The sequence below is a fragment of the Promicromonospora sp. NPDC050262 genome (genome assembly GCF_040655935.1).
In the GTDB taxonomy this organism is placed as follows: domain Bacteria; phylum Actinomycetota; class Actinomycetes; order Actinomycetales; family Cellulomonadaceae; genus Promicromonospora.
The window spans coordinates 119,741-145,390 of record NZ_JBFAKX010000015.1; the positions used below are offsets into that span (position 1 = coordinate 119,741).

The 25,650-nt window shown below is 73.5% G+C and carries 25 protein-coding genes; 13 read left to right on the forward strand and 12 right to left on the reverse strand.

Annotated elements, in window-relative coordinates:
* Nucleotides 1-247 precede the first annotated feature (247 nt).
* Nucleotides 248-835, reverse strand: a complete 588-nt coding sequence (locus AB0I29_RS21080) for a hypothetical protein (protein ID WP_357485378.1) — start codon at nucleotides 833-835, stop codon at nucleotides 248-250.
* Between the two features lie 153 nt (nucleotides 836-988).
* Between AB0I29_RS21080 and AB0I29_RS21085 the strand changes: the two genes are divergently transcribed.
* Both AB0I29_RS21085 and AB0I29_RS21090 read left to right on the forward strand, forming a co-directional pair.
* On the forward strand, nucleotides 989-1,357 hold the full coding sequence (locus AB0I29_RS21085) for a YciI family protein (protein ID WP_357485380.1): 369 nt from the start codon (nucleotides 989-991) through the stop codon (nucleotides 1,355-1,357).
* On the forward strand, nucleotides 1,354-2,598 hold the full coding sequence (locus tag AB0I29_RS21090) for a sigma-70 family RNA polymerase sigma factor (RefSeq protein ID WP_357485382.1): 1,245 nt from the start codon (nucleotides 1,354-1,356) through the stop codon (nucleotides 2,596-2,598). Before AB0I29_RS21085 ends, AB0I29_RS21090 begins: the two co-directional genes overlap by 4 nt.
* A 13-nt stretch (nucleotides 2,599-2,611) precedes the next feature.
* On the opposite strand, the gene AB0I29_RS21095 is transcribed toward AB0I29_RS21090, so the two are convergent.
* The gene (locus tag AB0I29_RS21095) at nucleotides 2,612-3,649 is read right to left on the reverse strand and encodes an aldehyde reductase (RefSeq protein WP_357485384.1); all 1,038 of its coding nucleotides are present in this window, start codon (nucleotides 3,647-3,649) and stop codon (nucleotides 2,612-2,614) included.
* Nucleotides 3,650-3,703: 54 nt separating this feature from the next.
* Between AB0I29_RS21095 and AB0I29_RS21100 the strand changes: the two genes are divergently transcribed.
* The 3 genes from AB0I29_RS21100 (at nucleotide 3,704) to AB0I29_RS21110 (ending at nucleotide 6,186) form a co-directional block, all read left to right on the forward strand.
* Nucleotides 3,704-4,378, forward strand: a complete 675-nt coding sequence (locus AB0I29_RS21100) for a TetR/AcrR family transcriptional regulator (protein WP_357485387.1) — start codon at nucleotides 3,704-3,706, stop codon at nucleotides 4,376-4,378.
* A gap of 293 nt (nucleotides 4,379-4,671) precedes the next feature.
* The gene (locus tag AB0I29_RS21105) at nucleotides 4,672-5,430 is read left to right on the forward strand and encodes a C40 family peptidase (protein WP_285103073.1); all 759 of its coding nucleotides are present in this window, start codon (nucleotides 4,672-4,674) and stop codon (nucleotides 5,428-5,430) included.
* 96 nt (nucleotides 5,431-5,526) lie between these two features.
* Entirely contained in the window at nucleotides 5,527-6,186 is a 660-nt protein-coding gene (locus tag AB0I29_RS21110; RefSeq protein WP_357485390.1) for a class I SAM-dependent methyltransferase, read from the forward strand.
* Here the strand turns inward: AB0I29_RS21110 and AB0I29_RS21115 are convergent.
* The gene (locus AB0I29_RS21115) at nucleotides 6,149-6,877 is read right to left on the reverse strand and encodes an SDR family oxidoreductase (protein ID WP_357485393.1); all 729 of its coding nucleotides are present in this window, start codon (nucleotides 6,875-6,877) and stop codon (nucleotides 6,149-6,151) included. The two genes, AB0I29_RS21110 and AB0I29_RS21115, sit on opposite strands and share 38 nt — an antisense overlap.
* Before the next feature lie 65 nt (nucleotides 6,878-6,942).
* On the opposite strand from AB0I29_RS21115, the gene AB0I29_RS21120 reads away from it, so the two are divergent.
* Nucleotides 6,943-7,332, forward strand: coding sequence for a MerR family transcriptional regulator (locus AB0I29_RS21120; protein ID WP_357485395.1), 390 nt, complete (start codon nucleotides 6,943-6,945; stop codon nucleotides 7,330-7,332).
* Between the two features lie 13 nt (nucleotides 7,333-7,345).
* Here the strand turns inward: AB0I29_RS21120 and AB0I29_RS21125 are convergent, their stop codons facing one another.
* From AB0I29_RS21125 to AB0I29_RS21140, 4 genes are all read right to left on the reverse strand, one after another.
* Complete coding sequence (locus AB0I29_RS21125; protein ID WP_357485397.1) at nucleotides 7,346-8,515, reverse strand: cation:proton antiporter; 1,170 nt, start codon at nucleotides 8,513-8,515, stop codon at nucleotides 7,346-7,348.
* Complete coding sequence (locus AB0I29_RS21130; protein WP_285103064.1) at nucleotides 8,512-9,780, reverse strand: chloride channel protein; 1,269 nt, start codon at nucleotides 9,778-9,780, stop codon at nucleotides 8,512-8,514. Before AB0I29_RS21130 ends, AB0I29_RS21125 begins: the two co-directional genes overlap by 4 nt.
* A 122-nt stretch (nucleotides 9,781-9,902) precedes the next feature.
* A complete protein-coding gene (locus AB0I29_RS21135; protein ID WP_285103062.1) occupies nucleotides 9,903-11,495 on the reverse strand; it encodes a peptide chain release factor 3 in 1,593 nt (530 codons plus the stop codon).
* A 167-nt stretch (nucleotides 11,496-11,662) separates the two neighbouring features.
* Nucleotides 11,663-15,160 carry a family 43 glycosylhydrolase gene (locus tag AB0I29_RS21140; protein WP_357485401.1) on the reverse strand — a complete coding sequence of 1,166 codons (3,498 nt, stop codon included), beginning with the start codon at nucleotides 15,158-15,160 and terminating at the stop codon, nucleotides 11,663-11,665.
* A 275-nt stretch (nucleotides 15,161-15,435) separates the two neighbouring features.
* Here AB0I29_RS21140 and erm point away from each other — a divergent pair, with 275 nt between their 5' ends.
* Together erm and AB0I29_RS21150 are read left to right on the forward strand one after the other, a co-directional pair.
* Nucleotides 15,436-16,296: a 23S ribosomal RNA methyltransferase Erm gene (gene erm, locus AB0I29_RS21145; RefSeq protein ID WP_357485403.1), complete on the forward strand. Its 861-nt coding sequence runs from the start codon at nucleotides 15,436-15,438 to the stop codon at nucleotides 16,294-16,296.
* Between the two features lie 65 nt (nucleotides 16,297-16,361).
* On the forward strand, nucleotides 16,362-16,973 hold the full coding sequence (locus AB0I29_RS21150; protein ID WP_285103058.1) for a hypothetical protein: 612 nt from the start codon (nucleotides 16,362-16,364) through the stop codon (nucleotides 16,971-16,973).
* Between the two features lie 24 nt (nucleotides 16,974-16,997).
* Here the strand turns inward: AB0I29_RS21150 and AB0I29_RS21155 are convergent, their stop codons facing one another.
* The gene (locus AB0I29_RS21155; RefSeq protein WP_285103057.1) at nucleotides 16,998-17,327 is read right to left on the reverse strand and encodes a nuclear transport factor 2 family protein; all 330 of its coding nucleotides are present in this window, start codon (nucleotides 17,325-17,327) and stop codon (nucleotides 16,998-17,000) included.
* A 671-nt stretch (nucleotides 17,328-17,998) separates the two neighbouring features.
* Here AB0I29_RS21155 and cysK point away from each other — a divergent pair.
* Nucleotides 17,999-18,934, forward strand: coding sequence for a cysteine synthase A (gene cysK, locus AB0I29_RS21160; RefSeq protein ID WP_357485407.1), 936 nt, complete (start codon nucleotides 17,999-18,001; stop codon nucleotides 18,932-18,934).
* Nucleotides 18,934-19,530: a serine O-acetyltransferase EpsC gene (gene epsC / locus AB0I29_RS21165; protein WP_285103055.1), complete on the forward strand. Its 597-nt coding sequence runs from the start codon at nucleotides 18,934-18,936 to the stop codon at nucleotides 19,528-19,530. Before cysK ends, epsC begins: the two co-directional genes overlap by 1 nt.
* Nucleotides 19,531-19,593: 63 nt before the next feature.
* On the opposite strand, the gene AB0I29_RS21170 is transcribed toward epsC, so the two are convergent.
* Nucleotides 19,594-19,986: a hypothetical protein gene (locus tag AB0I29_RS21170; RefSeq protein ID WP_285103054.1), complete on the reverse strand. Its 393-nt coding sequence runs from the start codon at nucleotides 19,984-19,986 to the stop codon at nucleotides 19,594-19,596.
* 104 nt (nucleotides 19,987-20,090) lie between these two features.
* Between AB0I29_RS21170 and AB0I29_RS21175 the strand changes: the two genes are divergently transcribed.
* Entirely contained in the window at nucleotides 20,091-21,203 is a 1,113-nt protein-coding gene (locus tag AB0I29_RS21175; RefSeq protein ID WP_357485410.1) for an LLM class F420-dependent oxidoreductase, read from the forward strand.
* Nucleotides 21,204-21,335: 132 nt separating this feature from the next.
* On the opposite strand, the gene AB0I29_RS21180 is transcribed toward AB0I29_RS21175, so the two are convergent.
* Nucleotides 21,336-21,812: an MGMT family protein gene (locus tag AB0I29_RS21180; protein ID WP_357485413.1), complete on the reverse strand. Its 477-nt coding sequence runs from the start codon at nucleotides 21,810-21,812 to the stop codon at nucleotides 21,336-21,338.
* A gap of 55 nt (nucleotides 21,813-21,867) precedes the next feature.
* Between AB0I29_RS21180 and AB0I29_RS21185 the strand changes: the two genes are divergently transcribed.
* On the forward strand, nucleotides 21,868-23,184 hold the full coding sequence (locus AB0I29_RS21185; RefSeq protein WP_357485415.1) for a GNAT family N-acetyltransferase: 1,317 nt from the start codon (nucleotides 21,868-21,870) through the stop codon (nucleotides 23,182-23,184).
* A complete protein-coding gene (locus AB0I29_RS21190) occupies nucleotides 23,184-24,164 on the forward strand; it encodes a phosphotransferase (RefSeq protein ID WP_357485418.1) in 981 nt (326 codons plus the stop codon). The genes AB0I29_RS21185 and AB0I29_RS21190 overlap by 1 nt, the downstream gene beginning before the upstream one ends.
* On the opposite strand, the gene AB0I29_RS21195 is transcribed toward AB0I29_RS21190, so the two are convergent.
* Both AB0I29_RS21195 and AB0I29_RS21200 read right to left on the reverse strand, forming a co-directional pair.
* A complete protein-coding gene (locus AB0I29_RS21195; RefSeq protein WP_285103049.1) occupies nucleotides 24,155-25,180 on the reverse strand; it encodes a zinc finger domain-containing protein in 1,026 nt (341 codons plus the stop codon). The two genes, AB0I29_RS21190 and AB0I29_RS21195, sit on opposite strands and share 10 nt — an antisense overlap.
* Complete coding sequence (locus tag AB0I29_RS21200; RefSeq protein WP_285103048.1) at nucleotides 25,173-25,625, reverse strand: ribose-5-phosphate isomerase; 453 nt, start codon at nucleotides 25,623-25,625, stop codon at nucleotides 25,173-25,175. Before AB0I29_RS21200 ends, AB0I29_RS21195 begins: the two co-directional genes overlap by 8 nt.
* Nucleotides 25,626-25,650 lie beyond the last annotated feature (25 nt).

Sequence of the window (25,650 nt, forward strand, 5' to 3'; positions counted from 1 at the left end):
ACGCATGTGCGGTGGTGTGAGGAACCTCGGCCGGTTGAAGAGTGCGACATGAGGACGCTTGTGCCGTCGCGGGACACAAGGTCCAGCGCGGGCTTTCACCCGAGGCCGTAATCCCCTCCTCTTCGAGGCCCGAGTTTCTTCGCTTTGAGGGGGCTCAAAGCGAAGAAAACTCGGGCCTCGAAGGGGATGTGGCCGCGTCGACCCCGGCGGCGGGGTCCGTTGCAGCCGGCCGACGGCGGCCGGTCAGTCAGTCGCAGCTGTCGCAGACGCCCGTCGCCGGGAGCTGCATGTAGCAGGTGGGGCAGGTCGGCGGGGCCGGCTCTGGCTCCTGCGCGGCCGCCGCCTTCGTCTTCTTCGCGGCCTTCGCGGCGCTCGTCCGGCCCGACGGCGTGGACGGGGTCGCCAGCACCAGGCGCTCGTACCCGCCCTCGTCCTTGCGCAGGTCCACGGAGTCCTTGCTGAAGAAGGCGGTCACCTCGTGTCCCGTGCCGGGCGAGACCGCGATGTACGTGCGCGGCGCCGGGATCCAGATGCGGGACGTGTCGAGGCCCTCCGCGATGGCCCGCATGGCCGGCCGGTTCGCCTGCGGTACCTGCAGCGCCTCGAGCGCCGCGTCGAGGGACTCGAAGTCGTCGCGGCCCGGGTCGCCGTCCAGGGCGATGAGGCACGACCTGCAGATCTTGAACTTCTGCCGGTCCAGCTCGGTCGCGGGCTGGAGCGTCGCCAACCGGCTCGGGGTCAGGTGCGGGCAGTCCTTGCCGTGCAGGACCTTTCCGTAGGGCACCCGGTAGAGCAGCTCGATCGGTATCTCCGCCCCCGCCTCCGCAGGGGTCACGATGGACGTAGTCACACTCCAGTATGGCGGCTCGCCGGACCCCGTCCGGCCACACGAGGATTTCTCGTGGTCGGCTGTCGTATCCGGCCCGGCCGTGCCGACCAAGGGGTACGACGACGGCAGAGCGCCGTCGGATCCGACCCAGGAGGAACCATGAAGTACCTGATCCTGATGCAGATCAACCCCACCGTCCTCGAACAGCTCACGCCGGAGCAGAGCAAGCTGGTCCAGGACGGGCACGAGGCGTTCATGGCGCACATCAAGGAGCGCGGCGAGTTCGTCGGCACGCAGGCGCTGGCCGACCCGAGCCAGAGCAAGGTGGTGCGGTCCGTGGCCGGGGCGCCCCAGACCAGCGACGGGCCGTTCGCCGAGGCCAAGGAGTTCCTGGGCGGCTTCTACCTGGTGGACGTCGAGGACGAGACGCGGGTCCTGGAGCTCGCCCGCATGATCCCCGACACGTCGATCGACGGGCTGGCGGTCGAGGTGCGGCCCGTGATGTTCAGCGACCTCGGGGACCTGTGAACCCTGGACCCGCCGTCGGCGAGGACCTGCTGCGCGAGCTGGCGCCGCAGGTCCTCGCCCGGCTCGTGCGCACCCACGGCGCGGGCCAGTTCGACGTGTGCGAGGACGCCGTCCAGGACGCCCTGCTCGCGGCGTACCGGCAGTGGCCGGCCGACCCGCCGTCGGACCCGCTGGCCTGGCTCGTCACCACGGCCCGACGCCGGTACGTGGACCGCGTCCGCGTCGACAGCCGGCGCCGCGAGAGGGAGGCCCGGGAGGCGCTCCTGGCCCACCCGCTGAGCACACCGCCCGACGGCGCGGACCCCGACGCCTCCCCCGCCGACGACAGCCTGCTCCTCCTCCAGCTCTGCTGTCATCCGGCTCTTGCCCGCCCCGCGCAGGTCGCGCTGACGCTGCGCGCCGTGGCCGGCCTGACCACGGCGCAGATCGCGAACGTCCTTCAGCTTCCTGAGACGACCGTCGCCCAGCGCATCACGCGCGCCAAGCGGCGTCTGGCCGAGCTCGGCGGAGACCTGCCCCGGCCCCGGGACGCGGCCGAACGGCTCAGCCCCGTGCTCGACGTGCTCTACGTGATGCTGACCGAGGCCCACCACACGACGTCGGGCACGCCCGCCCGCGACACGGACCTCGCGGCGGAGGCGATCCACCTGGCCCGGCTGCTGCGCCGGGCCCTGCCCAACGACCCGGAGGTCTCCGGGCTGCTCGCGCTCATGCTGCTCACCGCGTCGCGCGGGCCCGCGCGGCAGGCGGACGACGGCTCCCTGGTGCCGCTGGACGAGCAGGACCGGACCCGGTGGGACCAGACCCTCGTGCGCGAGGGCGTCGCCCTGGTCGAGGCGACCGTACCCGGCGCGGCGCCGGGGCCCTACCTGCTGCAGGCCTGCATCGCGGCGCTGCACGCCGAGGCCACCGACACCGCCTCGACCGACTGGTCGGAGATCCTCGCGCTCTACGGCGTCCTGGAGGTCGTGACCGGCCGCCGGAACCCGACGATCGCGCTCAACCGGATCGTCGCCGAGGCCCAGGTGCTGGGCGATGACGCGGCCCTGGCCTCGCTCGACGACCTGGAGCGGCAGCATCCCGGGCTGCCCCGGCTCGACGCTGTCCGCGCGCACCTCCTGGAACGCCAGGGCCGGACGGCGCAGGCCGCCGACGCCTACCGCCACGCCGCCCGGGCCACCCGCAACCTCGCCGAGCAGCAGTACCTCCAGCGACGCCTGCGAGCCCTCCGGACCCCCTGAGGGACCTCACGACTCAAGCCGCCCGCACCGCGCCGCGCGGCCGGACGAGCCCCAGCTCGGCGAGGCTGCGGCCGGTGTCGACCAGCGTCTCCCGCACGGGCCGCATGCCCCAGCCCAGCTCGCGGTGCGCCTTCTCCGCGCTGACGAGCTCCGCGCTGCCGACGAAGTCGAGGCCGAGCCGCACCTCCCGGTCGAACCGGCCGATCGTCCAGAGCAGCCAGTACGGCATCCTGCGGCGGGGCACGCGGTACCCCTGCTGCCCGAACTCCTCGTCGAGGATCCGTGCGATGTCGCCGAACCACATGTTGTCGCCGGCGCAGATGTACCGCTGGCCCGCGGCGTCGGGCGCCTCCATGGCCAGCCGGTGCGCCCGCGCGACGTCGCGGACGTCGACCGGGGCGAAGCCGAGCTCCGGGACCGCCGGGATCTCCCGGCCGAGGAGCCTGCGCACCAGCGACACCGAGGTGCCCGACGCGGCGTGCTGCACCGGCCCCAGGACGAGCCCCGGGTTGATCACCGCCAGCTCCAGCTCGGGGTGGTCCGCCGCGAAGCTCCAGGCCGCACGCTCCGCCAGCGTCTTGCTCTTCGCGTAGGGCGCGATCCGGTCCGGGTCGCTCCAGTCCTCCTCGGTGCACCGCCGGTCGCCCGCGCGCGAGCGGGCCGCGCTCACGGCGGCGAGGGACGACGTCATGACCACGCGCCGCACCCCGGCCCGCGCGCTCGCCCCCAGGACCCGCAGGGTGCCGTCGACGGCGGGCCCGACCAGCTCGGACTCGTCCCGCGGCGGCGCGGCCGGGAACGGCGAGGCCATGTGCAGCACGTACTCCTGCCCGGCGACGGCCTCGTCCCAGCCGTCGTCGCGCGCCAGGTCTGCCTCGACCAGGTCGAGGCGGCCGCCGACGGCGTCGGCGACACGGTGCAGGTGCGCGACCCGGGCGGGGTCCCGCAGCGAGCGCACCGTCCCGCGCACCTCATGACCGTTCCTGAGCAGCTCCTCGATCGCGTGCCCGGCGATGAACCCCGTGGCGCCGGTGACAAGAACCCTCGACATCGCGTCTCCAGTCTGAGCAGTGTTTAGATTATGAGCACCGTATAGATTGCGGCCATGGAGGTCAACGGGTCACGCAAGCGGGAGACGTATCACCACGGCGCGCTGCGCGAGGAGCTGGTCCAGGCCTGCGTGCGGCTCATCGAGGCCGAGGGGATCGCCGCCGTGAGCCTGCGGCGCGTCGCACGCGAGGCAGGCGTGAGCCCGGGCGCGCCGTACCACCACTTCGCGGACCGGGCGGCGCTGCTGTCCGCGATCTCGGCCCGCGGCTTCGAGCTGCTCACGCAGGACCTGCTGAGCGCGGTCGGCCGGCCGGGCACCACGTCGGGCGGCGACGAGGTCTCGCGCACGGTCGCCGCCTACGTCGCCTTCGCCCGGCGGCAGCCCGGCCACTTCCAGGTCATGTTCCGCCCCGAGCTCTCCGAGCCCGAGAAGCACCCGGCCGTGCAGGAGGCGGGCGACGCCGCCCTCCAGGTGCTGACCGACCTGGTCGGCCGGCTCGGCGTCGCCGACCCGCACGCGCTCGGGCTCACGCTCTGGGCCACGGGTCACGGCCTGGCGGCGCTGGCGCTCGACGGCCTGCTCACCCAGAAGGCCGAGACCTGGGACACCGACCCCGACGAACTGCTCGCCCGCGCCGTCGGCCAGATCGGCCGGTCTGTCGACGCGCTGACCGGGCACACAGCGGAGAGCGGGCGGGCGACCGGACTCCGGAGCGTCCGGCAGGGCTGATCACAAAAAGATCACGCCAGGGAGGTCCCGCACCGCGGGAGGAGGCGCTAGTGTGGGCGCACCATGGGCCTGACACGTCACCTCCGCTCTCTCCTCGCCGGTACCCGGCCGGGGTCTTCCGGTGCCCTGACGGTCATGCTCATCGCCCCGGCCTCGCTCCACGCCCTGGGGATCTCCCGGACATAGACCGCCGCACCCCGTCGCCATCACCCGGAACCGACGGGCCCGGCGCGGCCCACCACGACGCCGCGCGTGCGGTTTCCCCCTCCGAACCAGAAAGGTCCCAGCCTTCTATGGATCCCAACCTCGAACCGGCCGCACTCCCCCGTGCACGCGGCCGGCACCGGGCGGCGCACCGCCCCCTGGCCGGCGTCGCGCGCGCCGCGGGCGAGCAGGTCAGCTCGTTCGCCGGACGTGGTGCGGTCGTCGCGGCGGCCGGCGGCGGCGTGCTGCTGTCGCTCATCGCCACCCCGGCCCAGGCGGCACCTGCCACGACGGCGCTGCAGGGCCAGCCCGTCCAGGGCGCGCTCAACACCGCGGACCTCAACGCGCTGACCGCCCAGGCCCGGGAGTCGGTCTCCGCCTCGCCGATGATCACCGTCGCCGCGGACGCGCAGCTGACGCTGGAGAAGTCGGCGGTCTCCGTGGTCTCCGCGACGGAGAACGCCGAGTACCAGGCGAAGATCGAGGCCGAGGAGGCCGAGCGCGCCGCCAAGGAGCGGGGCGCGTCGGTGGTGTCCATCGCGATGCGGTACCTGGGTGTCCCGTACGTGTGGGGCGGCACCACCCCGTCCGGGTTCGACTGCTCCGGCTTCACGTCCTACGTGTTCGCGCAGGTGGGCATCGACCTGCCGCGCACCTCGTCCCAGCAGCTGTACGCCGGCACGCCGGTGTCGTGGGCCGAGGCCCAGGCGGGCGACCTGATCTGGACCCCCGGTCACATCGCGATCTACGCGGGCAACGGCATGCAGATCGAGGCGCCGGTCCCCGGCAAGAGCGTGCGGTACACCAGCATCTGGCAGTCCAACCCGACCTTCCTGCGGGTCGGCTGACGCCAGGTAGCGCCATCGGGCGGTGTTGCGGAGAGTGGACGACGTCGACTCCCGCAACACCGCCCGATTCGTTTCCCGACCACCGAACGAGGCGCCATGGTCAGATCACCCGGCCCGGACCGGATCCGCCGCCACTGGGACCGGCAGGCGGCGGGCTACAACCGCAAGATGGACCGCGCCGAGCGGATGTTCGGCGACACCCGGGACTGGGTGTGCCGGCAGGCCACCGGCGAGGTCCTGGAGGTCGCCGTCGGCACGGGTCTGAACCTGGGCCGTTATCCCGCCGGGGCCACCCTGACCGGGATGGACCTGAGCCCCGCCATGCTGGACCGGGCCCGCCGGCACGCCGCCGAGCTGGGCCGCGCGGTCGACCTGCGCGTCGGCGACGCCCAGCGCCTGGAGTTCGACGACGCCTCGTTCGACACCGTGGTCTGCACGTTCGGGCTGTGCGCCGTGCCCGACGACCGCGGCGCGGTCGACGAGATGGTGCGCGTGCTGCGGCCCGGCGGCCTGCTGCTGCTGGCCGACCACGTGGTCAGCACCTCGGCGCCGATCCGCATGCTCCAGGCGGTCGCCGAGCAGTACAGCGTGCGGGTCGAGAACGAGCACTTCCGGCGCCGTCCGCTGCTGCACGTCCAGGCAGCGGGGCTACGGATCGAGCGGCACGACCGGTTCAACCGGGGCGTCATCGAGCGGCTCGCGGCCCGCCGGCCGGAGCTCAGCCCGCCGACATCGCCGCCAGGCCCCGCGCGGTAGCGGCGTCCCGCTCCTCCGGGGTCAGCAGCAGCCGGGCCTTGACGTCCCGGCTCCACTGGTCGGCGAGCACCTCGGCCGAGCCCGCCTCGACGCCGTCGAGCGCGGCGTCCGCCAGGTCCGACGGCGCGATCTTGTCGACGGACCAGCCCGCCGACATGTCGGTGTCGGCCAGGCCCAGGTGGACGGCCGTCACGAGCGTGCCCTGCCCGGCCAGCTCCAGGCGTACGCCGTTGGTCATGGCCCAGGCCGCGGCCTTGCTCAGGTGGTACGCGTTGGCGCCGTCGATCCCGAACCACGACATGGCGGACAGGACGTTGACGACGGCGCCGCCACCGTTCGCGGCGAGCGCCGGGGCGAGCTCCCGGATCATCGTCAGGCTGCCGAACAGGTTGGTCTCCAGCTCGTGCCGGACGTCGTCGAGCGGACTGGTCACGAGGTTGGTACCCGTGGTGATGCCGGCGTTGTTGACCAGCAGCGTGACGTCCGAGGCCGCCTCGGCGGCGGCGCGCACGGACGCGGGGTCGGTGACGTCGAGGGCCAGCACCTCCACGCCGGGCAGGTCCACGGTCCCGGCCCGGCGGGCCGTTGCGTAGACCTTGCGTGCGCCCCGGTCGAGGAGCCGCTGGGCGAAGGCGCGGCCGAGCCCGCGGTTGGCTCCGGTGACGAGGGCGACTGAGTTGTTGATGTCCATGTCCGGTACGCTAAAACCTGACGCTGACGTCAGGGTCAAGCATGGAGTCGCCGGAAGGGGCAGTGATGACGGTCACCGAGGCAGCGGCCGAGGGAGGAACGGAGCCGCTGATCCGCATCGGCGAGGTGGCGCGGGGCGCCGGCGTCTCGGTGCGCGCCGTGCGGTACTACGAGCAGCAGGGGCTGCTCACCGCGGGGCGCAGCCCGTCGGGTCAGCGCCTCTACCAGCCCGACACGGTGGAGCGCGTGCGCTTCTTCCAGCAGATGTACGCCGCCGGCCTGACCAGCCGCAACATCGCGGAGCTGCTGCCGTGCATCGAGTCCGGGCACACGGACGCCGAGCAGCGCACCATGCTGCACGCCGAGCGCGACCGGATCCGGGCCCGGATCGACGAGCTGCAGACCGCCCTGGACCGGCTCGACCAGGTCATCGAGGTCACGGCGAGCCACCCGTAGGCCCGCCGTCCGGTCACCTGGTCCCGTGCCCGGCCGGCTCGCCGCCGCGTACCGGGATCCGGCCGGCCACCAGGGGCAGCACGATCACGGAGAGCACCCCGGCGCCGACGAGCGCCGCCCCCGTCTGCGCGGACATGATCCCGCGCTCCACCGCGATCCCCGTCAGCGCGACGAGCAGCGGGAGGGCGGTCGCTGAGTAGAGCGCGGCCTGGACCCGTTCCCCGGTGGGCAGCTCCCGGCGCAGCCACAGCAGCACCGGCCCGCCGCGGACCAGCACCATCAGGGCGAACAGCACCAGGGGCAGGGCGGGTGCGGCGGCGATGGAGGCCACGTCCAGTGCCATGCCCGAGCTCACGAAGAACACGGGGACGAACACGCCGAACGCCACGGCGTCGAGCTTCTTCTCCAGGCGCCCGACGTCGCCGGGCGCCCAGCGCCGCAGCACCATGCCGCCCACGAACGCACCGAGCACGGCGTCGAACCCGAACGCCGAGGCGACCGCGAGCAGGCCCACGAGCAGCAGCACCGTGAGCCGCAGCGTGCTCTGCCCGGTGCCGTGCTCGGAGTCCTGGACGAGCCGCACGGCCACCGGTGCCCGGAAGCCCGGCACCAGGGCCACGGCGACGGCCAGGACCGCGAACAGCACCAGCAGGACGGCGGCGGCCCCCGAGCCGCGGGTCCCGAGCAGCAGCGCCATGGCGACGATGGGCCCGAGCTCGCCGTACGCGCCGACCACGAGGACGGCCCGGCCGAACGGCGAGTCGAGCCGGCCGGCGTCCCGCAGGACCGGGAGGACCACGCCGAGCGCGGTGGTGGTCAGCGCGATCGCCCCGGCCGCCAGCTCCTCCTCCTCGTCCGGCCGGATGAGCACGAGGACCACCACCGCCGCCAGCACCAGCGAGGTGCCCCACGCCGCGCCGGCACGGCGGCCGAGCCGCTCGCGCAGGTGGCTCGGCTGCAGCTCGTAGCCCGCGAGGAGGAAGAGGAAGCCCATCCCGAGGTCGGACAGGAGCGTGACGTCGTCGGGTGCGGCGAGCCCGAGCACCGCCGGGCCGATGAGCACGCCGCCCAGCAGGAGCAGCACCACCTGGGGCAGCCGCGCCCGCACCGGCATCAGCCCGGTCAGCAGCGGCGCGAGCAGGGCCACCACGAACACGGGCACGAGCGGCGCGTAGACGTTCATGACTCGACCGTGGCGGGCCGGCGGGCGTTCAGCAGCCCCTTGAGCAGCGTGCCCACGAGCGCCCCGAGGATCGCGGGGACGGTGACGGCGGGACCCGCGCTCACGCACAGCAGGAGCGCGAGGACGAGGGCCGTGACCGGCATGCCGGCCGCGGCCGCCACGCCCGCGGCGATGCCGCAGGCCACCTGCGGCGCCAGCGCCGTCCCGGGCACCAGCAGGGCGGCCGCCGCGCCGACCGTCGCCCCGATGAACACCGACGGGAAGATCGTCCCGCCGTGGAACCCGGTGCCCAGGCTCACGGAGTAGGCGGCGGACTTCACGACGGCGACGACCAGCAGCGTCCCCGCCGCGGTGGACGCCGTCACCGTGGACAGGGACTGCTGCCCGGAGAACAGCACGGTGCTCACGTCCACCCCCGTGCCGGCCCGGGTGAGCACCGCGAGCCCGCCGATCGTCAGGGCCCCGACGATCAGCGCCACGAACGGGCGCCGGGCCGCCAGGCGCCGCGCGCCGCTGCCACCCCGCATGGCCGCGATGATCAGTCCCGCCGCGACCAGCGCCACCACGACCCCGCCCACCAGGTCGATCACGTGCAGAGCCGGGTACGTGCCGATGTCGCCCATGGTCAGCTCGGGGACGTGGGTGCCCGGCCAGTCGTCGATGCCGATCCGCACCACGTAGCCCGCGCCCAGCGCCGAGAGGATCGGGACCACCTGGTACAGCGGCTGCTCCGGGCGCGGACGGGACGAGAGGAACATCGCCTCCAGGACGAGCAGCATGGTCACGACGGGATTGCCCAGGACGACGCCGAGCGCCGCCGCGGCGGCCGCCATGACGAGCACGCGCGACGCGTCGGTGCCGAGCCGGCGGTGCACCGCGAACCCGAGGCTGGTGCCGATGGCGAGCAGCGGGGCCTCCGGCCCGAGCACGACGCCGAACACCAGGGACGAGGCCGCCGCGAGGAGCGTCGAGGGCAGCTCACGCGCCGTGATGTCGAAGGCGAACCCGTCCAGCGGGTGGTGCCCGCCGTGCCCCGGCAGGCGCGTCGCGGCCGCGACCCCGGCCGCGCCGACCAGCAGCAGGAGCAGAACCCACCACCACGGCACGCCGTCCAGCCCGAGCGTCTCGGGGAGCCACGTCCAGAAGAGCTGCTCGCCGCCGTGGACCAGCGAGGTGAAGGCCGTGGCGAGCACCGCCGCCACGACGCCGACCACCGCGGGCAGTCCCACGAGCGTGGCCAGCGGCCTCTTGCCGTGTGCGTGCATGACCACGCCCCTGGTCGCTTACCGCTGAACATGCCGATCGTCGCACCGCGGCGCGGGGTTCGCGCGCGGACGAGCGCGCACGGCCACCGCCGTGCGGCTCGCCCGGGTGGTGTCCTCCGCCGTCAGACGCCGCTGGCGACGAGCGGGATCAGCGGCACGTCCGGGTGCGCGCGCTCGAAGGCCCGGGCGTGCCAGACGTCGCGCAGCAGCACGAGCGGGGTGCCGTCGCCGCGGCGCACGACCTCGACGCCAGGGTAGGCGGCGATCGTGTCGATGTGCTCCGGCGCGGCCTCGCGGGCCAGCGACAGACCGAGCTGCTCGGTCCGGATGGGCGCCGAGAACTCGTGCTCCATGCGGAAGGTCGCGACCTCGAACTGGAGCGGGCCGACCGCCCCGAGGATCGGGTTGCCGTCGCCGCGCGCCTCGGACACCAGGACCTGGACCACGCCCTCCTGCTCGAGCTGCGAGATGCCCTTGCGGAACTGCTTGGAGCGGCCCGGGTCTGCCGAGCGGGCGGCCGCGAAGTGCTCGGGCGCGAACACCGGCATCGGCGGGAAGCGCACGTGCGGGCCCGCGGCGTCGAACACGGTGTCGCCCACGGCGAGCGTGCTGGCGTTGACCAGGCCCACGACGTCGCCGGGGTAGGCGTCCTCGACCGTCGAACGCTCACGGCCGAAGACCGACAGGGCGTACTTCGTGGCGAACGGCCGGCCGGTGCGCTCGTGCGTCACGACCATGCCGCGCTCGAAGCGGCCCGAGCACACGCGGATGAAGGCCACGTGGTCGCGGTGGTTCGGGTCCATGCCGGCCTGCATCTTGAACACGAAACCGCTGAACGCCTGGTCCACGTCGCGAGCGGAGCCGTCGACGTCGGGCCGCGCGCCGGGCGCGGGGGCGAGGTCCACGACGGCGTCGAGGAGCTGGCGGACGCCGATGTTGGCCAGCGCCGCACCGAACAGCATCGGCGTCGTCGTGCCGGCGAGGAACGAGTCGCGGTCGAGCTCGTCGAGGAGCTGCACGCTCTCGACGGCCTCGGTGTGGTCGTCACCGAGGGTGTCGGCGGCGGCCTGCGGGGTGAGGAGCTCCTCCTCGGCGATCGACGCGCCGCCCGGGGCGCGGCGGTAGGTGCGCACCTCGCCGGTGGCGCGGTCGAGCAGCCCGAGGAACCGGCCGGCCTCGCCGATGGGCCAGCTCAGCGGTGTCGGGCGCAGGTTGATGCGCTCCTCCAGCTCGTCGCACAGCTCCAGCGCCTCGCGCCCGGGGCGGTCCCACTTGTTGACGAACGTGATGACCGGCACGCCGCGGCGGCGGCACACCTCGAACAGCTTGAGCGTCTGCGGCTCCAGACCCTTGGCCGAGTCGAGCAGCATGACGGCGGCGTCCACCGCCGTCAGCACGCGGTAGGTGTCCTCGGAGAAGTCGGCGTGCCCGGGGGTGTCCAGCAGGTTGATCACCACGTCGCCGTAGGCGAACTGCAGGGCAGCGGACGTGATGGAAATCCCACGCTTCTGCTCCATCTCGAGCCAGTCCGAGACGACGCCGGCGCGGTTCCCCTTGCCGTGCACCGCCCCGGCCTCGTCGATCGCGTGGGCGTGCAGCGCCAGGGCCTCGGTGAGGGTCGACTTGCCGGCGTCGGGGTGGGAGATGACCGCGATGCTGCGGCGACGTGCCGCCTCGGTCCCGACCGGACGGGTGTCAGAGGTCAGGACGGTCATCGGGCCCCGCCCCTCAGTTCGTGCTGCGCCAACGCCATCCCCATCTGTTGCGACTCCCGCTCCGGACAGCCTGCAACTCTACCCTCCCGCTCCCCCCGCTGAGTGCTGGGTATTCGCCCTCCAGAGCCCCCGAAAAGGGCGAATATCCAGCACTCAGCGATCGGCGGCTAGGCGGGGGTGCGGGTCCGGCAGGGGGCCGGGTGGGCCGTGATCCGCGCGGTCGGGTCGGAGACCGCCGTGCCCGGCAGGGCCCCCGGCGTCGCCGCCGTCACCCGCACGGTCAGGCGGTGCCCGACGTCGGCGCCGGTGAGCCGGTACGCCCGGCCCTCCGCGCCGGCGACCACGGCGCCGTCCCGCAGCCACTGGTAGGCGAACGTGAGCCGCCGCTGGTCCCAGTGCCCTGACGTCGCGGTGAGCGTCGAGCCGGCCGTGGCCCGGCCGCTCACCTTCGGCGGCCGCTGGGCCCGCGGCCGGACGCCGGCGTAGGGCAGCGGGTCCACGCTCGTGAGGGTGGGCGTGACCTTCTGCATGAGGCCGTCGGCGCCGAACGTGAGCCGGTCGATCGTCGTCTCCCGGTGCGTCCCGTCGCCGCCGGGGAGCGCGAACCGGTGGTAGGCGATGTACCACTCGTCGGTGCCCGGCACCTGGACGATCGAGCTGTGCCCGGTGGCGAGGATCCCCTGGGCGGGGTCCTTCTCCAGGATCACGCCGCGGTAGGTCCACGGGCCGTCCACGCTGGTGGCGGTCGCGTAGCCGACGCGGTAGTCGGCGGAGCCCGTGTCGTCGATCGAGTACGTCAGGTGGTAGAGCCCGTCGCGGTAGTTGAGGAACGTGCCCTCACGGAAGTTCGTGAGCCCGCCGATCCGCGCCAGGGAGTCCTGCCTGATCGACAGCATGTCGTCGCTCAGCTCGGCGTACACCGGGCCGTTCGACGGCCCGCCGTTGCCCCAGAACAGGTAGTACCGGCCGGTCTCGGGGTCCTGGAAGGCCGCCGGGTCGATCGCCTGTCCGGACGCGACCGGCTCGTTGTTGAGGACCAGCGCCGTCGGCTGCGCGACGAACGGGCCCTCGGGGCGGTCGGCGACGGCCACGCCGATCGTCTTGCGGTTGTACGTCGGGTTGTGGCCGGAGAAGTAGAAGTAGTACTTCCCGCCCCGCTCGATGATCGTGGGCGCCCAGGCGTTGCCGCCGGCCCACGGCACGTCGCCGTCCGCTCCGTCCAGGGTGAGGATCGGCTCGGCCGAGCGCTCCCAGTCCACCAGGTCCTTCGACGTCCAGACGTAGAAGTCCTTGCCGCCCCAGCCCGCGACGCCGTCCGACGTGGCGTAGAGGTAGTAGCTGTCGCCGAAGTGCGCGATGTTCGGGTCGGCGTACAGGCCCGGCAGCGCCGGCGAGCGCATCTCGACGGCGCGCACGGTCCAGGCCCGGCTGGCGCCGTCCTGCGCGGTGACGGTGAACGTGCGGGGCGCCGACAGGTCGATCGGCCCCGTGACCTGCGGCGAGACCGTGGACGTGGACACCGTCTCGAAGGCCGGCTCCAGTGCGGTCACGTCGGTTCCGGGCGTCACCGGCAGCGTCACGGTCGACGTCGCGGCGTCGATGACGGCGGGCACCTTCAGGGCGTCCAGGTCGACGCCGGTGATGGCGGTCGGGTCCGCCCCGAGCTCCCGCACCTCGTCGGCCGACAGGGCACGGTTGTAGATGCGGAAGTCGCGCACCCTGCCCTTGAGGTACCTGTCGGCGGTGTAGGTGGAGCGGCCGATGTAGTTGGCCGCCGTCCGGCCGTCGCCGATGTCGCCCGGCTCGATCGTGACGCCGGTCTTCTCGCCGACCCGTGCGCCGTCGAGGTAGAGCCGGGCGGTGCCGTCCTGAAGCGTGTACGTCAGCGTCTTCCAGGCGCCGCGCGGCAGCGCCGCGCCCGACGCCACGGTCTGCTCGGTGGACCAGTTGCCCGTCGCGATCGACGAGCGGTAGTTGTTCCCCGTGGTGAACAGGTAGCCGTTGCCGACGCCGCCGCCGTCGGTGTTGCCCAGGCCCCAGATGAAGTACGGCGTGGCCTGCGCGGGGTCCAGCCAGACCTTCGTGGAGACCGTGATCGCGTCGAGCCCGGCCATCATGTCGTCCGGCAGCCGCACGTGGCCGTTCGTGCCGCCCAGGTTCAGCGCGCCGTCGGCCCAGGTGGCGTCGCCGCTGACGACGCCGTCGTACCCGTGGCCGGTGCCGTCCGCGGCGACCGTGCCCGCGGTCTCGTCCAGCGCGTAGTGCGCGACCAGGCCGTTCTCGTCGGCCACGACCGGCGTCGGCGGCTCCGGGACCACGATGCCCTCGCGCAGCGCCGCGAGCTCGGCGGCCGTGACCGGGATGACCGTGCCGTGGCGCGGGCTGGCGGGCAGGTCGTAGTCCGCCGGCACCTGCCAGTCGGGGTGCTCCAGGTCATCGGTGCCGAGCGGGATGTAGCCGCGGCCGCCGTACTCGTCGACGAACAGGTAGTACGGCGAGCCGGACGTGTCGCCCGGGTTGGCCTTGAAGACGGTGGGCCCCTCGACGGCGGAGGTGCCGGCCTCCCGGCCGATGCAGCCGGCCATGAACTCCCACGCGGGGTCGCCGGGCAGGTCGACGGCGGTCAGCGACGCCGACTTCTCCTGGATGATGTCCGAGCAGCCGGTCCCGCCGCCGCCCTCGTCCTTGGTGAAGCGGTAGTAGACGTCGTTCTCGCGGATCACCGTGGAGTCGATCCGTGACTCGCCGCGGTCCTGCCAGACCTGCGCCTCGCTGAACGTCACGAAGTCGCGTGTGGTGGCGTAGAGCATGCGGTTGTACGCGCTGCCGGTGTGGTCGGGGTCGTCCTGCGCGTACAGCTTCGAGGCCCAGAACACGACGTACTGCCCCAGCTTCTCGTCCCAGTAGGCCTCGGGCGCCCAGGTGTTGCCGGCGTTCTCGGGCGAGACCTTGACGTGCCGCTGCTCGGACCAGGTGATCAGGTCCGTGGACTCCCAGACCTCCAGGTACTGGCTGCCGTGCCGCTGCGCCGCGTCCCAGTCGCCGTTGCGCCCGATCGAGAGGTCGGTGGCGATCAGGAAGAACCGGTCACCCTCGGGCGAGCGGATCAGGAACGGGTCGCGCAGGCCGAGCGTGCCCTCGGTCGACTCCAGCACCGGCTGCCCGTCGTTCACCTCGTCCCAGGTCAGGGCGTCGTTGCCGCGGCTCGCCGCGAAGTAGATCTTCTCGCCGGCGATCGAGTTGCCCGTGAAGTAGCTGAACGCGTAGCCCTCGTACGGGGCCGCCTCCGGCTGCTCACGGACCGTGAGCGCGATCTCCCGGGTCGCGGAGGCGTCGGCGACGTCGGCGGTCGCGGTCAGGGTGACCTCCGTGTCGCCCGCGCCGTGCGCCGGACGGCGGACGATCCCGTCGGCGGCGACCACGGCGGGGTCGGACGACGCCCACGTGACGCTCGCGCCGTGCAGCCCGGACGTCGGAAGCGTGAGGTGGCCGCGTACGTCGTCGGCGTGCACGACGCTCAGCGCCGCGGCGGCGGCGTCCGCCTCCGCCTGGGTGGTCGTGGCGCTTGCGGGAAGGAGCGGAACCAGGCTGCCGAGCAGTGCGACGACGGCGCCCGTGGCGACCGCGCGCAGGGGCAGGCGGGAAGGACGAGTGCTTCTTTGCACAGTGACCTCGCGAGAATGTGAGCGTTAACAGTCGCGTCATCCGACCATCGGCGCATCGCCCTGTCAAGGGACGGGCGAAAAAGCGTGGCGCCGGGCGGACGCCGGCTCGTAGGGTCGGCCGCGATATGAACGCAATGATCAGGCAGCGTTCCGCCCGCTAGCGGCGCGGAACGCACACCACCACCCAGCGCGTGCTCCGCGCCGCCGGCTTCCGCCGGGCGGCGCGTTCGTGCTGCCCGGATTCCTGTCAGCCGACGAATCCTGGAGCACACACCATGTCGCGCAACCGATCCTCTCGTCTCCCTGCCCGCACGCCCGGTCGCCGGCCGGACCACCTGGACCCGGGCATCACCCGACGGCTGAGCGAGCACCCCGGCGGCGCCCACGAGCTCGGCCAGAACCTCCTGGTCGACGCGCAGGTGATCGACCGGGTGGTCGCCCTGGTCCTCGACGCCGACCGGCCCCTGGTCGAGTGGGCCGCCGGGCGCGGCGCGCTGACCCTGCCGCTGGCCCGGCTCGGCCGGCCGGTCGAGGCCGTGGAGATCGACCCGCGCTCGGTCGCGCGCCTGGGGCGGATCGCCCCGGGCAACGTCGCGGTGACACGGGACGACATCCTGCGCCACGCGCCGCCGTCGGGCGCCTACGACCTCGTGAGCAACGTGCCCTTCCACCTGACCACCCCCGTGCTGCGCCGCCTGTTCACGCTGGACGGATGGGAGCGCGCCCTGCTGATCACGCAGTGGGAGGTCGCGCGCAAGCGCGCCGCCGTCGGCGGAACCACGCTCCTGACGGCGCAGTGGTGGCCGTGGTTCACCTTCCGCCTGGACCGGCGCGTCCCCGCCGCGGCCTTCCGGCCCCGCCCGAGCGTCGACGCCGGGCTGCTCGTGATCGACCGGCGCCCGCGGCCGCTCGTGCCCGTGACCGACCTCGGTCGCTACCAGCGCTTCGCCGCCGCCGTGTTCAACGGTCCCGGCCGGGGCGTCCGCGAGGTGCTCACGCGGTACGGCATCGGACGGAACGACGTCGGACGGTGGGCCCGGGAGAACGGCGTCGGGCCGAACGCGCTGCCCCGCGACCTGGACGCCTCCGCCTGGGTGGACGCGTACGCCATGAGCGTCCGGCGGCGGTCGCGATGAGACCCATCACGTGATGCCCAGCGGTTCGCCATGAGTCCGGCATGACGATGCTGTCGAATAGGCGCATGTCGTCGAACGCAGCCGCGCCGCCGAGCGCACCTCGCCGTCCCCGTCGTTGGATCGTCGCCGTCGTCTCCGTGATCGGCGTGCTGGTCGTCCTGGGCGTGGTCGGCGAGGTGGTGCTGCGCGGCATCATCGACGACCGGATCGCGGCCGCCGAGGCGGACCTGCCCGACGGCGTCACGGTCGAGCGCGACGACACGCTCGCGCTGGTGCAGCTGGCGACCGGGCGGGCGACCCTGCGCGCGGAGGTCTCGCCCGCGGCGCTCACCGACATGGCCCGCTCCGCCGCCGACCTGCCGGACCTCGAGGTCACGCCGCAGTCCGGCAACCTGGTCGCGCAGGTGCCGCTCTCGATCGCGGGCAGCGAGCAGAACGTGGACGTGCTCCTCTCCGTGGCCGCCGAGAACGGCCGGGCGGTGCTGCGCGCGGAGTCCGTCGAGTTCGCCGGGATCTCGCTCCCCCTCGCCACGCTCGCCGACCAGCTCGGCAACGACCAGCTCGACCAGCTCGTCGAGGGCGTGGCCTTCCCCGAGGACGAGACCGACGTGACGATCTCGTCGGCGGTCGCGACCGAGAAGGGCCTGGAGCTGGGCGCGGAGGTCGCGATCTGGTGATGCGCCGCTCGTCCGGACGCCCGCTCAGCTCAGCACGAGGCTCGCGACCTTGCCGCCGCGCAGGTCGAACTTGAACGGCCCCGTCCCGTTGAACCGGTTGCTCGTCACCTTGATCGTGACGGTGTAGGCGTCCGGACCGTCCCCGGGCGCCACGGACACGAGCTCGAACTGGCTCTTCATCCCGATGTTGTCGGTCTCGTTCCAGCTCCGCACGCCCTCCGGGCCGTGGAACTCGCGGCCCCAGTCGTTCAGGTAGGCGTCGTCGGTGAACGTCGCGACGAAGCGCTCGGTGTCGCCGGCGTTGGTCGCGTCGATGAACTCCTGGATCGCGGCGGGCAGTTCGGTAGCAGCCATGAAGTGCCTCCTGGGCGTTCGGTTGCCCCGACCTTAAGCAGGACGTGCCGCTCCGCGCAGGGCTGCCGGGGGAAGCCATGTGCAGCCGAGGGGGTAACGCTGAGGCAGCAGTGCTAGCTCAGCGTTACCCCCTCGACTGCGCAACCACTTCCCCGGAGACCTGCCAGACATGCGACGCGGCCTCAACTGTTTCACCCCGTGATCCAGCCCGCCCCGGCTCCGGACTCACGGACGAGGCAAGCAAGCGCAAAGTATCGACATGATCGATACCTGAGACAGATCTTGTCTCACAGTGGCTGCCCGCGTAACCTGCACGAGTCGAGCCACCCGCTCGCCACGTGACACGCAGCCGCGCGACCACACGGTCGCCACACGCAGGGAGGACGTCTTGAGCACCGTGCGCTCCGCACTCCCCGACCGCGCCCTCTCCGTCGACGCACGCTCGATGTGCGAGACCGGCCGCTGCCCCCGAGGCTGTCTGTAGAGCGTCCGCACGCGCCAGACCACGCCGGCACCGTCCGCGTGGCCAGGTCGCCAGCGGGACGCTCCGGCCCCGACACCAGCCCCAGACGCTCGACGCCGGCTCCGAGGCGCGCATCCGCACGACCGGTGCGCCGACGTCGGGCAACGCACGAACCAAGCCAGACCCGCCACCCAGCGAAGGAAGAACAATGGCCCGCATCTACGACGACGCGACCAAGCTCATCGGCAACACTCCCCTGGTCAAGCTCAACCGCCTGACCGACGGCCTCGAGGCGACGGTTCTCGGCAAGCTCGAGTTCTACAACCCCGCCAACTCCGTGAAGGACCGCATCGGCGTGTCCATCATCGACGCCGCCGAGGCGTCCGGTGAGCTCAAGGAGGGCGGCACGATCGTCGAGGGCACCTCGGGCAACACGGGCATCGCCCTGGCCTGGGTGGGCGCGGCCCGCGGTTACAAGGTGGTCCTCGCGATGCCGGAGACGATGTCCAAGGAGCGCCGCGCCCTGCTGCGCGCCTACGGCGCCGAGCTGGTGCTCACGCCGGGTGCCGAGGGCATGAAGGGCGCCGTGGCCGCCGCCGAGAAGATCGCGCAGGAGCGCCCGGGCGCCGTGCTGGCCCGCCAGTTCGCGAACGCCGCCAACCCGGCGATCCACCGCGCCACGACCGCCGAGGAGATCTGGGCGGACACCGACGGCGCCGTCGACATCCTCGTGGCCGGCATCGGCACGGGCGGCACCATCACCGGCGTCGGCCAGGTGCTCAAGGAGCGCAAGCCCGAGGTCAAGGTCATCGCGGTCGAGCCCGAGGAGTCGCCGATCCTGAACGGCGGCCAGCCCGGCCCGCACAAGATCCAGGGCATCGGCGCCAACTTCGTGCCCGACATCCTGGACCGCGAGGTCTACGACGAGGTCATCGACGTCAACCTCGCCACCGCGATCGACGCGGCCCGGCGCGCCGCCAAGGAGGAGGGCCTGCTGGTCGGCACCTCGTCCGGCGCCGCGCTCTCGGCGGCCCTGGAGGTCGCGAAGCGCCCGGAGAACGCCGGCAAGACGATCGTCGTGATCATTCCCGACTTCGGCGAGCGCTACCTGTCCACGCCGCTGTTCGAGGGTCTGGTCGACTGATGGCGAAGGGGCGCGGGCTGCTCGGGGTCCTGTCCGAGGACCTCGACGCCGCGCGCGCCCACGACCCGGCCGCGCGGTCCCGCCTGGAGGTCGCGCTCGCCTACCCGGGCGTGCACGCCCTCTGGGCACACCGGGCCGCGCACCGGCTCTGGCGGGTGCCGGCCCTGCGCCTGCCCGCGCGGCTGCTCTCGCAGCTCGCGCGGGCGGCGACCGGGGTCGAGATCCACCCGGGGGCCCGGCTGGGACGAAGGATGTTCATCGACCACGGCATGGGCGTGGTGATCGGCGAGACGGCGGTGGTGGGCGACGACGTGATGCTCTACCACGGCGTCACGCTCGGCGGCCGGTCGCTCAACCGCGGCAAGCGGCACCCGACGCTCGGGGACCGCGTGACCGTGGGCGCTGGCGCCAAGGTGCTGGGCCCCGTCTGGGTGGGCGACGACGCGCAGATCGGCGCCAACGCCGTCGTCGTCAAGGACGTTCCCGCGGGAGCCGTCGCGGTGGGCATCCCCGCGCGGATCCGGGTGCCGAAGGCGCCCGTCGCGGAGCGCTCCCGCAACGAGGACCCGTCGGAGCTCATCGAGTACTCCATCTGACGAGCCCAGGCCCTCGGACGGGCAGCGTGACGGGATCACCGGCCCGCCGGTCAGCACAGGGTCTCAGCGCAGGCGGTCGGCGTGCTGCTCCGCGAGCCCGGGCGGCGCCGTCGCCAGCCAGGCGTCGACCAGGGCCTCGCGCAGCCCGGCCTCGGCGATGACGTCGAGCTGGATCAGCATCCCGGCGAAACCGTCGAAGTGCGTGATGGTGAAGAACCCCGGCCGCCCCTCGGCCAGGATCGCCTCCTTCTCCCCCAGGTCCTCGACCCGCACACCGAGGATCGGGCCCCGCGGCACCGGCTCGTCGCCGAACCGCTTGAGGTCGGCCTTCGTGAAGGGGCGCTCCCAGGCGAACGCCTTGGTCCCGACGGACCAGGCGCGGTGGCGATAGCTCGAACCCTCGGCCGTCTCGGGCAGCGCGAGGGCGAGCCGGGCGACGTCGTCGTAGGTGGCCACGAGTCCACCGTAGCCACAACGGGCGCCGCAGGACCGGTAAGGTGTGGGCCAGTACCTGGGACGCGCCGTCCCAGGTAAGCCGTTCCCACGACGAGGTGAACCCCATGCGCATCGGATTCCAGACCGGTTACTGGTCCCGCAGGCCCCCGAAGGGCATCCAGCAGTTCATCGTTGCCGCCGACAAGCTGGGCCTCGACTCGGTCTGGACCGCGGAGGCCTACGGGTCCGACGCGTTCTCGCCGCTGGCCTGGTGGGGCTCGCGGACCAGGAACGTGCGGCTGGGCACGGGCATCGCCCAGCTCTCCGCCCGCACGCCGACGGCCACCGCCATGCAGGCCCTCACGATGGACCACCTGTCCCGGGGCCGGTTCGTGCTGGGGCTCGGCGCCTCCGGCCCGCAGGTCGTCGAGGGCTGGTACGGGCAGCCGTACAAGCGGCCGCTCGCCCGGACGCGCGAGTACGTGGACATCGTGCGGCAGGTCATGCGTCGCGAGGCGCCCGTGACGCACGACGGCTCATTCTACCAGCTCCCGCTGTCCGCCGAGGCGCCCGGCGCGACGGGGCTCGGCAAGGCTCTCAAGCCGACCGTGCACCCGTTCCGCCCCGAGATCCCGATCGTGCTGGCCGCGCAGGGCCCCAAGAACGTGGCCCTGGCCGCCGAGATCGCCGACGGCTGGATGGCCGGCTTCTACGCGCCGCGCATGGACGACGAGTTCCGCGCGCTGCTCGCCGAGGGCTTCGACGCCCGCTCGGAGGAACGTTCGGCCACCGACCGGTTCGAGGTGTGCGCCACGGTCCCCGTCGTCGTCCGGGACGACGTCGAGGCCGCCGCCGACGTGATCCGCCCCCACATCGCCCTGTACGCGGGCGGGATGGGTGCGAAGGAGGCGAACTTCCACAAGCAGTCGCTCGACCGGCTCGGCTACCAGGAGCCGCTCGACAAGGTGCAGGAGCTGTACCTCGCCGGGCGCAAGGAGGAGGCTGCCGCGGCCGTGCCGACGCAGCTCGTGGAGGAGATCGCGCTGGTCGGGCCGATCGAGAAGATCCGCCGCGAGCTGCCCACCTGGGAGAGCACCGCGATCACGACCCTGCTCGTCCAGGGCGACCCGGCCTCCATGCTCGCGCTGCTGGCCGCGACGCAGGACGCGTCCCTGGCCGGCCGTGCCCGTTCGACGGCGGGCTCCCTCCTCGCGAAGGTCGCCCCGTCCAAGGTCTGATCCAAGCCCTCCCCGGTCGTTGAGTGCTGGATATTCGCCCTTCTGGCACACGAAAAAGGGCGAATACCCAGCACTCAGCGGCTGCGGGAGGACCGTGATGCGGCCGCGTCCGGCGTGACGTCGATCGTGCGGTCAGGCGTCGTGCGGCGGCTCCTCGTCCTCGGGGAACCAGACCGCGCGTCTCAGGTTCACGCGGCGGCCGTCCTTGGACAGCGGGCAGCCCTCGGCGCGCAGCGCGTCGAGGGCCTCGGTCAGGAAGTGCTGGGGCGGTGATCCGGCCGCGTTGACCACACGCCACCAGGGCACGCGGTCGCCGTCCGACGGCGGTGCGTCGGCGCCCTCCGCACCGGCCCCGGGCTCGCCGTCGTCCGGGACCAGGTGCGCATACTTGCTCCCCGAGCCCGCCATGACGCTCCCGACCTGGCGCGGGCCGCCCCGGCCGAGCTCCTCACCGACGATCTCCGCGATCAGGCCGTACGTCATCGCGCGGCCGGACGGGATGCGCCGGACGACGTCGAGCACGGCGGCGGCGTACTCCTCGACGTCGGTGAGCGGGGGTCCGGGCGGCGGCGGGGTCACGGATGCGATCGTAGACGCGGACACCGACATCGGCCGCCGCCCGACCGGCCAATTTCCGCTTGCCGACGGGTGCGACGATCGACGCATGGCACTTCCCCAGATCGCCCTGCCGGCGGGCTACCGCTGGCGCACGCTGACCTCCGACGACCAGCGCCTCGTGACCGAGCTCGACACCTGGGCCTTCCCGACGGGCCACGCCCACGACGACCTCGACGCCACCCCGTCCCCGCTGACCTGGGAGCGCGCCCTGGCCATCGAGGCGGACGGCGTGGACGGCCTGGTGGCCATGCACGCGTCCTACCCGTTCGGGCAGTTCCCCGTGCCCGGCGCCGAGCTGCCGACGGCGGGCCTGACCTGGGTGGGCGTGCACCCGCAGCACCGCCGCCGCGGCCTGCTGACCGCGATGATCAACCTGCACCTGGCGCGCTCCGCCGAGCGGGGCGAACCGCTCAGCGCCCTGTTCGCCGCGGAGGCCCCGATCTACGGCCGGTTCGGCTACGGCCACGCGGCCGACGACCTGCGTCTCGACATCCCGCGCGGCGCGGCACTGCGCGACGTGCCGGGCGCGGAGCGGCACACGGTCCGGGTCGAGGTGGCCTCCCGCGAGCGCCACGGCGAGCTCGTCGACCGCCTGCACCGCGCGGCCGGCGCCGTGCCGACCGGGGAGCCGGGCATCAACCGGCCCGGCTGGGTCACGCGTGAGACCGAGGAGCTGCAGGCCGTCCTCTGGGACGACGCCCCGATCCATCGCGGCGGGCGCGAGTCGCGCCGCATCATCGTCGTCGAGCTCGACGGGGAGCCCCGCGGCTACGTGACGTTCCGGCGCAACCTCTCCTGGGAGCCGACCGGCCCGCGCGGCCAGGTCAGCGCGGGCGAGGTCGTGGCGCTCGACGCCCCGGCGGCCCGCGCCCTGTGGGGCGCGCTGCTGGACCTCGACCTGACCAACGAGGTCAGCCCGTTCATCCTCCCCGTGGACGACGTGATCACGCAGCTCCTCGTGAACCTGCGCGCCGCCGCGCCGCGCACCCCGGACAACCTGTGGGTCCGGCTGGTCGACGTCCCCGCCGCCCTCGCGGGGCGGCAGTACGCCGCCGACGTCGACGTCACGCTCGCCGTGACCGACTCCCGCCTCCCGGCGAACGCCGGCGTGTACCGGCTCCGGGCGGAGGCGTTCGGGCCGGCAGCGGTGGAGCGGGTCGACCCGGAGTTCGAGGCGCCCGACCTGTCGCTCGACGTCCGCGAGCTGGGCGCCGCCTACCTCGGGGGCACGTCGCTCGCGACGTTGGCAGCGGCGGGCCTCGTCACGGTGCATCCCCGGCCCGGGCAGCGGCCCGGCGTGCTGGCCCGCGCGAGCACCGCGTTCGGCTGGCCGGTCGCGCCGGGCGCGTCCTGGGTGTTCTGATGCCGGCGTTCTCCGCGGTGGTCACCGGAGACGCGTGGCGCGCCGAGGCCGAGTCCTGGGTCGCCGACGTCGTCGCACGACGGGGCCACGAGGTGACGTCCGTCGCGCAGCCGCGGGTGCGCCCGTGGTCGACCCAGCTCGCGGTCGAGACCACAGGCGGACGTCTCTGGTTCAAGGCGGGCTGTGCGGCGATGACGTTCGAACCCGGGCTCCAGACGCTCCTGGCCCGGCTGGTGCCCCACGAGGTGGACGGTCCGGTCGCCGCCGCGCCCGACCGGGGCTGGATGCTCACCGTGGACCGGGGCAGCACCCTGGCCGACTCGCACGAGCCCGTCCTCGACGACTGGGTCTCCGTGCTGCGGACCTGGGCCCGCCTCCAGCGGCACGTCGCGCAGCATGCGGACGAGGCACAGGACACCGGGCTGCCCGACCGCGCGCCGCAGGGGACCGCGGACCGGTTCGGCGCGATGCTGGACCGCCTCGCCACCCTCCCGCCGGGCCATCCGGCCCGGCTCGCGGACGACGTCGCGGCGCGTCTGCGCGAGGCGTACCCGGTCGTCGAGCGCGCGTCCGGCACGCTGGGGGCGGGCCCCTTCCCGACGTCGCTGCAGCACGGCGACCTGCATCCGGGCAACGTCTTCGTGGTCGACGGGGACCTGCGGGTCTTCGACTTCGGCGACGCCCAGTGGGCACACCCGCTGGAGACGCTCATGGTGCCGCGGGCGGTCGTGGAGCACGACGGCCAGGTGCCCTGGGAGCCGGTCCAGGCCGCGTTCCTCGCGGAGTGGGACGTACCCCTCGACGCCGGAGCGCTCGACGAGCTGCTGCGTGCCGCCGCGGTGACCCACGCGGTCAACCGCTCGTCGTCGTGGTGGGACGCCCTCGGCGAGGCCTCCGACGCGGAGTGGGCGGACTGGGGTGAGGCGCCCGCCCGCCACCTCGCGCGGGTGCTCGACGAGGTGGCGCGCGATCAGGCCTGACAGGTACCGCACCAGAACAGGTTGCGGCCCGCCAGCTCCTTGACCAGCACCGGCGACCCGCACACCCGGCAGGCCAGCCCGTCGCGGTGGTACACGTAGAAGGCCTGGTCGGAGGGCACCGACCCCGGCGAGCCGTCGGTGTTCTGCCGGGTCCGGCCGCGGCCGGGCGCCGGGACGGGCTCGGCGCCGCCGTCCGCCCGGTCCGCCGGTCGCGTCGTGACGATCGCGCCCCGGTCGGCGCCGTCGCGCATGAGGACCACGAGGTCGTCCCAGATCGCGCGGACGGCCGCGGCGGGCACGTCGCGCCCCGGGCGCAGCGGGTCGACGCCGGCGCGGAACAGCACCTCGGCGCGGTAGATGTTCCCGACGCCGGCGACGACGGCCTGGTCCATGAGCTGCTGCCCGATCGTCACGCGCGACCGGCCCACGGCGGCCACGAACGCGTCGGGGTCGCCGTCGTCCCGGATGGGGTCGGGGCCCAGCCGGGCCTCGACCGCCTTCTTCTCGTCGGCGGTGATCACCTCGCACGCCGTCGGACCCGTGAGGTCGGCCACGGCGTGCGCGCCGAGCAGGCGCACGCGCACCTGCCCGCGCGGCTCGGGCACCTCCCAGGCGTCGGACGGCGCCGCGTCCGTCGGCAGAACGTCCGGGCCGGGCGGCGCCGGCACCGAGTCCCGCTCCCCGATCCGGCGCCGGGGCGCGCCGATCGCGTGCGCGACCTCGGGTGCGTCCGGGGCGCCGGCGAACGTCCACGCGCCGTACAGCCCGAGGTGCGTGCGCAGCCACAGGACGTCGGCCGCGCGGGAGCCGGCGGCGGCAGCACCCGGCGCGTCGGCCGCCGCGAAGCCCAGGAAGAGCTGCTTGCCCCAGGCCTCGCTCGCCACCAGACGGCGGCCGTCGAGCACGGCCGCGCCGTCCGCGAACCGCCCCTGCGGGCTGCTCACCAACAGGACCTGCCCCGCGAACAGCGACGAGAACGTCCGCGCGAGGCGGTGGACGGTGTGCCCCTCAGGCACGCTTGCTCTCGTACTCGGCGAGCTGGTCGATGCGGCGCTGGTGCCGCGCGTCGCCGCTGAACGGCTCGGCCACGAAGGCCTCGACGAACGACGTCGCCTCCTCCACGGAGTGCATGCGCCCGCCCACGGCGATCACGTTCGCGTCGTTGTGCTGGCGGCCCAGCCTCGCGGTCTCCAGCGACCAGGCGAGCACCGCCCGGACCCCGGTCACCTTGTTGGCGGCGATCTGCTCGCCGTTGCCCGATCCACCGATCACGATGCCGAGCGAGCCCGGCTCGGCCACGACGGCCTCACCGGCGGAGAGGCAGAAGGACGGGTAGTCGTCCTGGGGGTCGAGCTCGTGGGCACCGTGGTCGACGACCTCGTGCCCGGCCGCGGTGAGATGGCCCACCAGGTGCTGCTTGAGGTCGTACCCGGCGTGGTCGGCGGCGATGTGGAGACGCATGGCCCCATCTTCCCTCATGCACGAG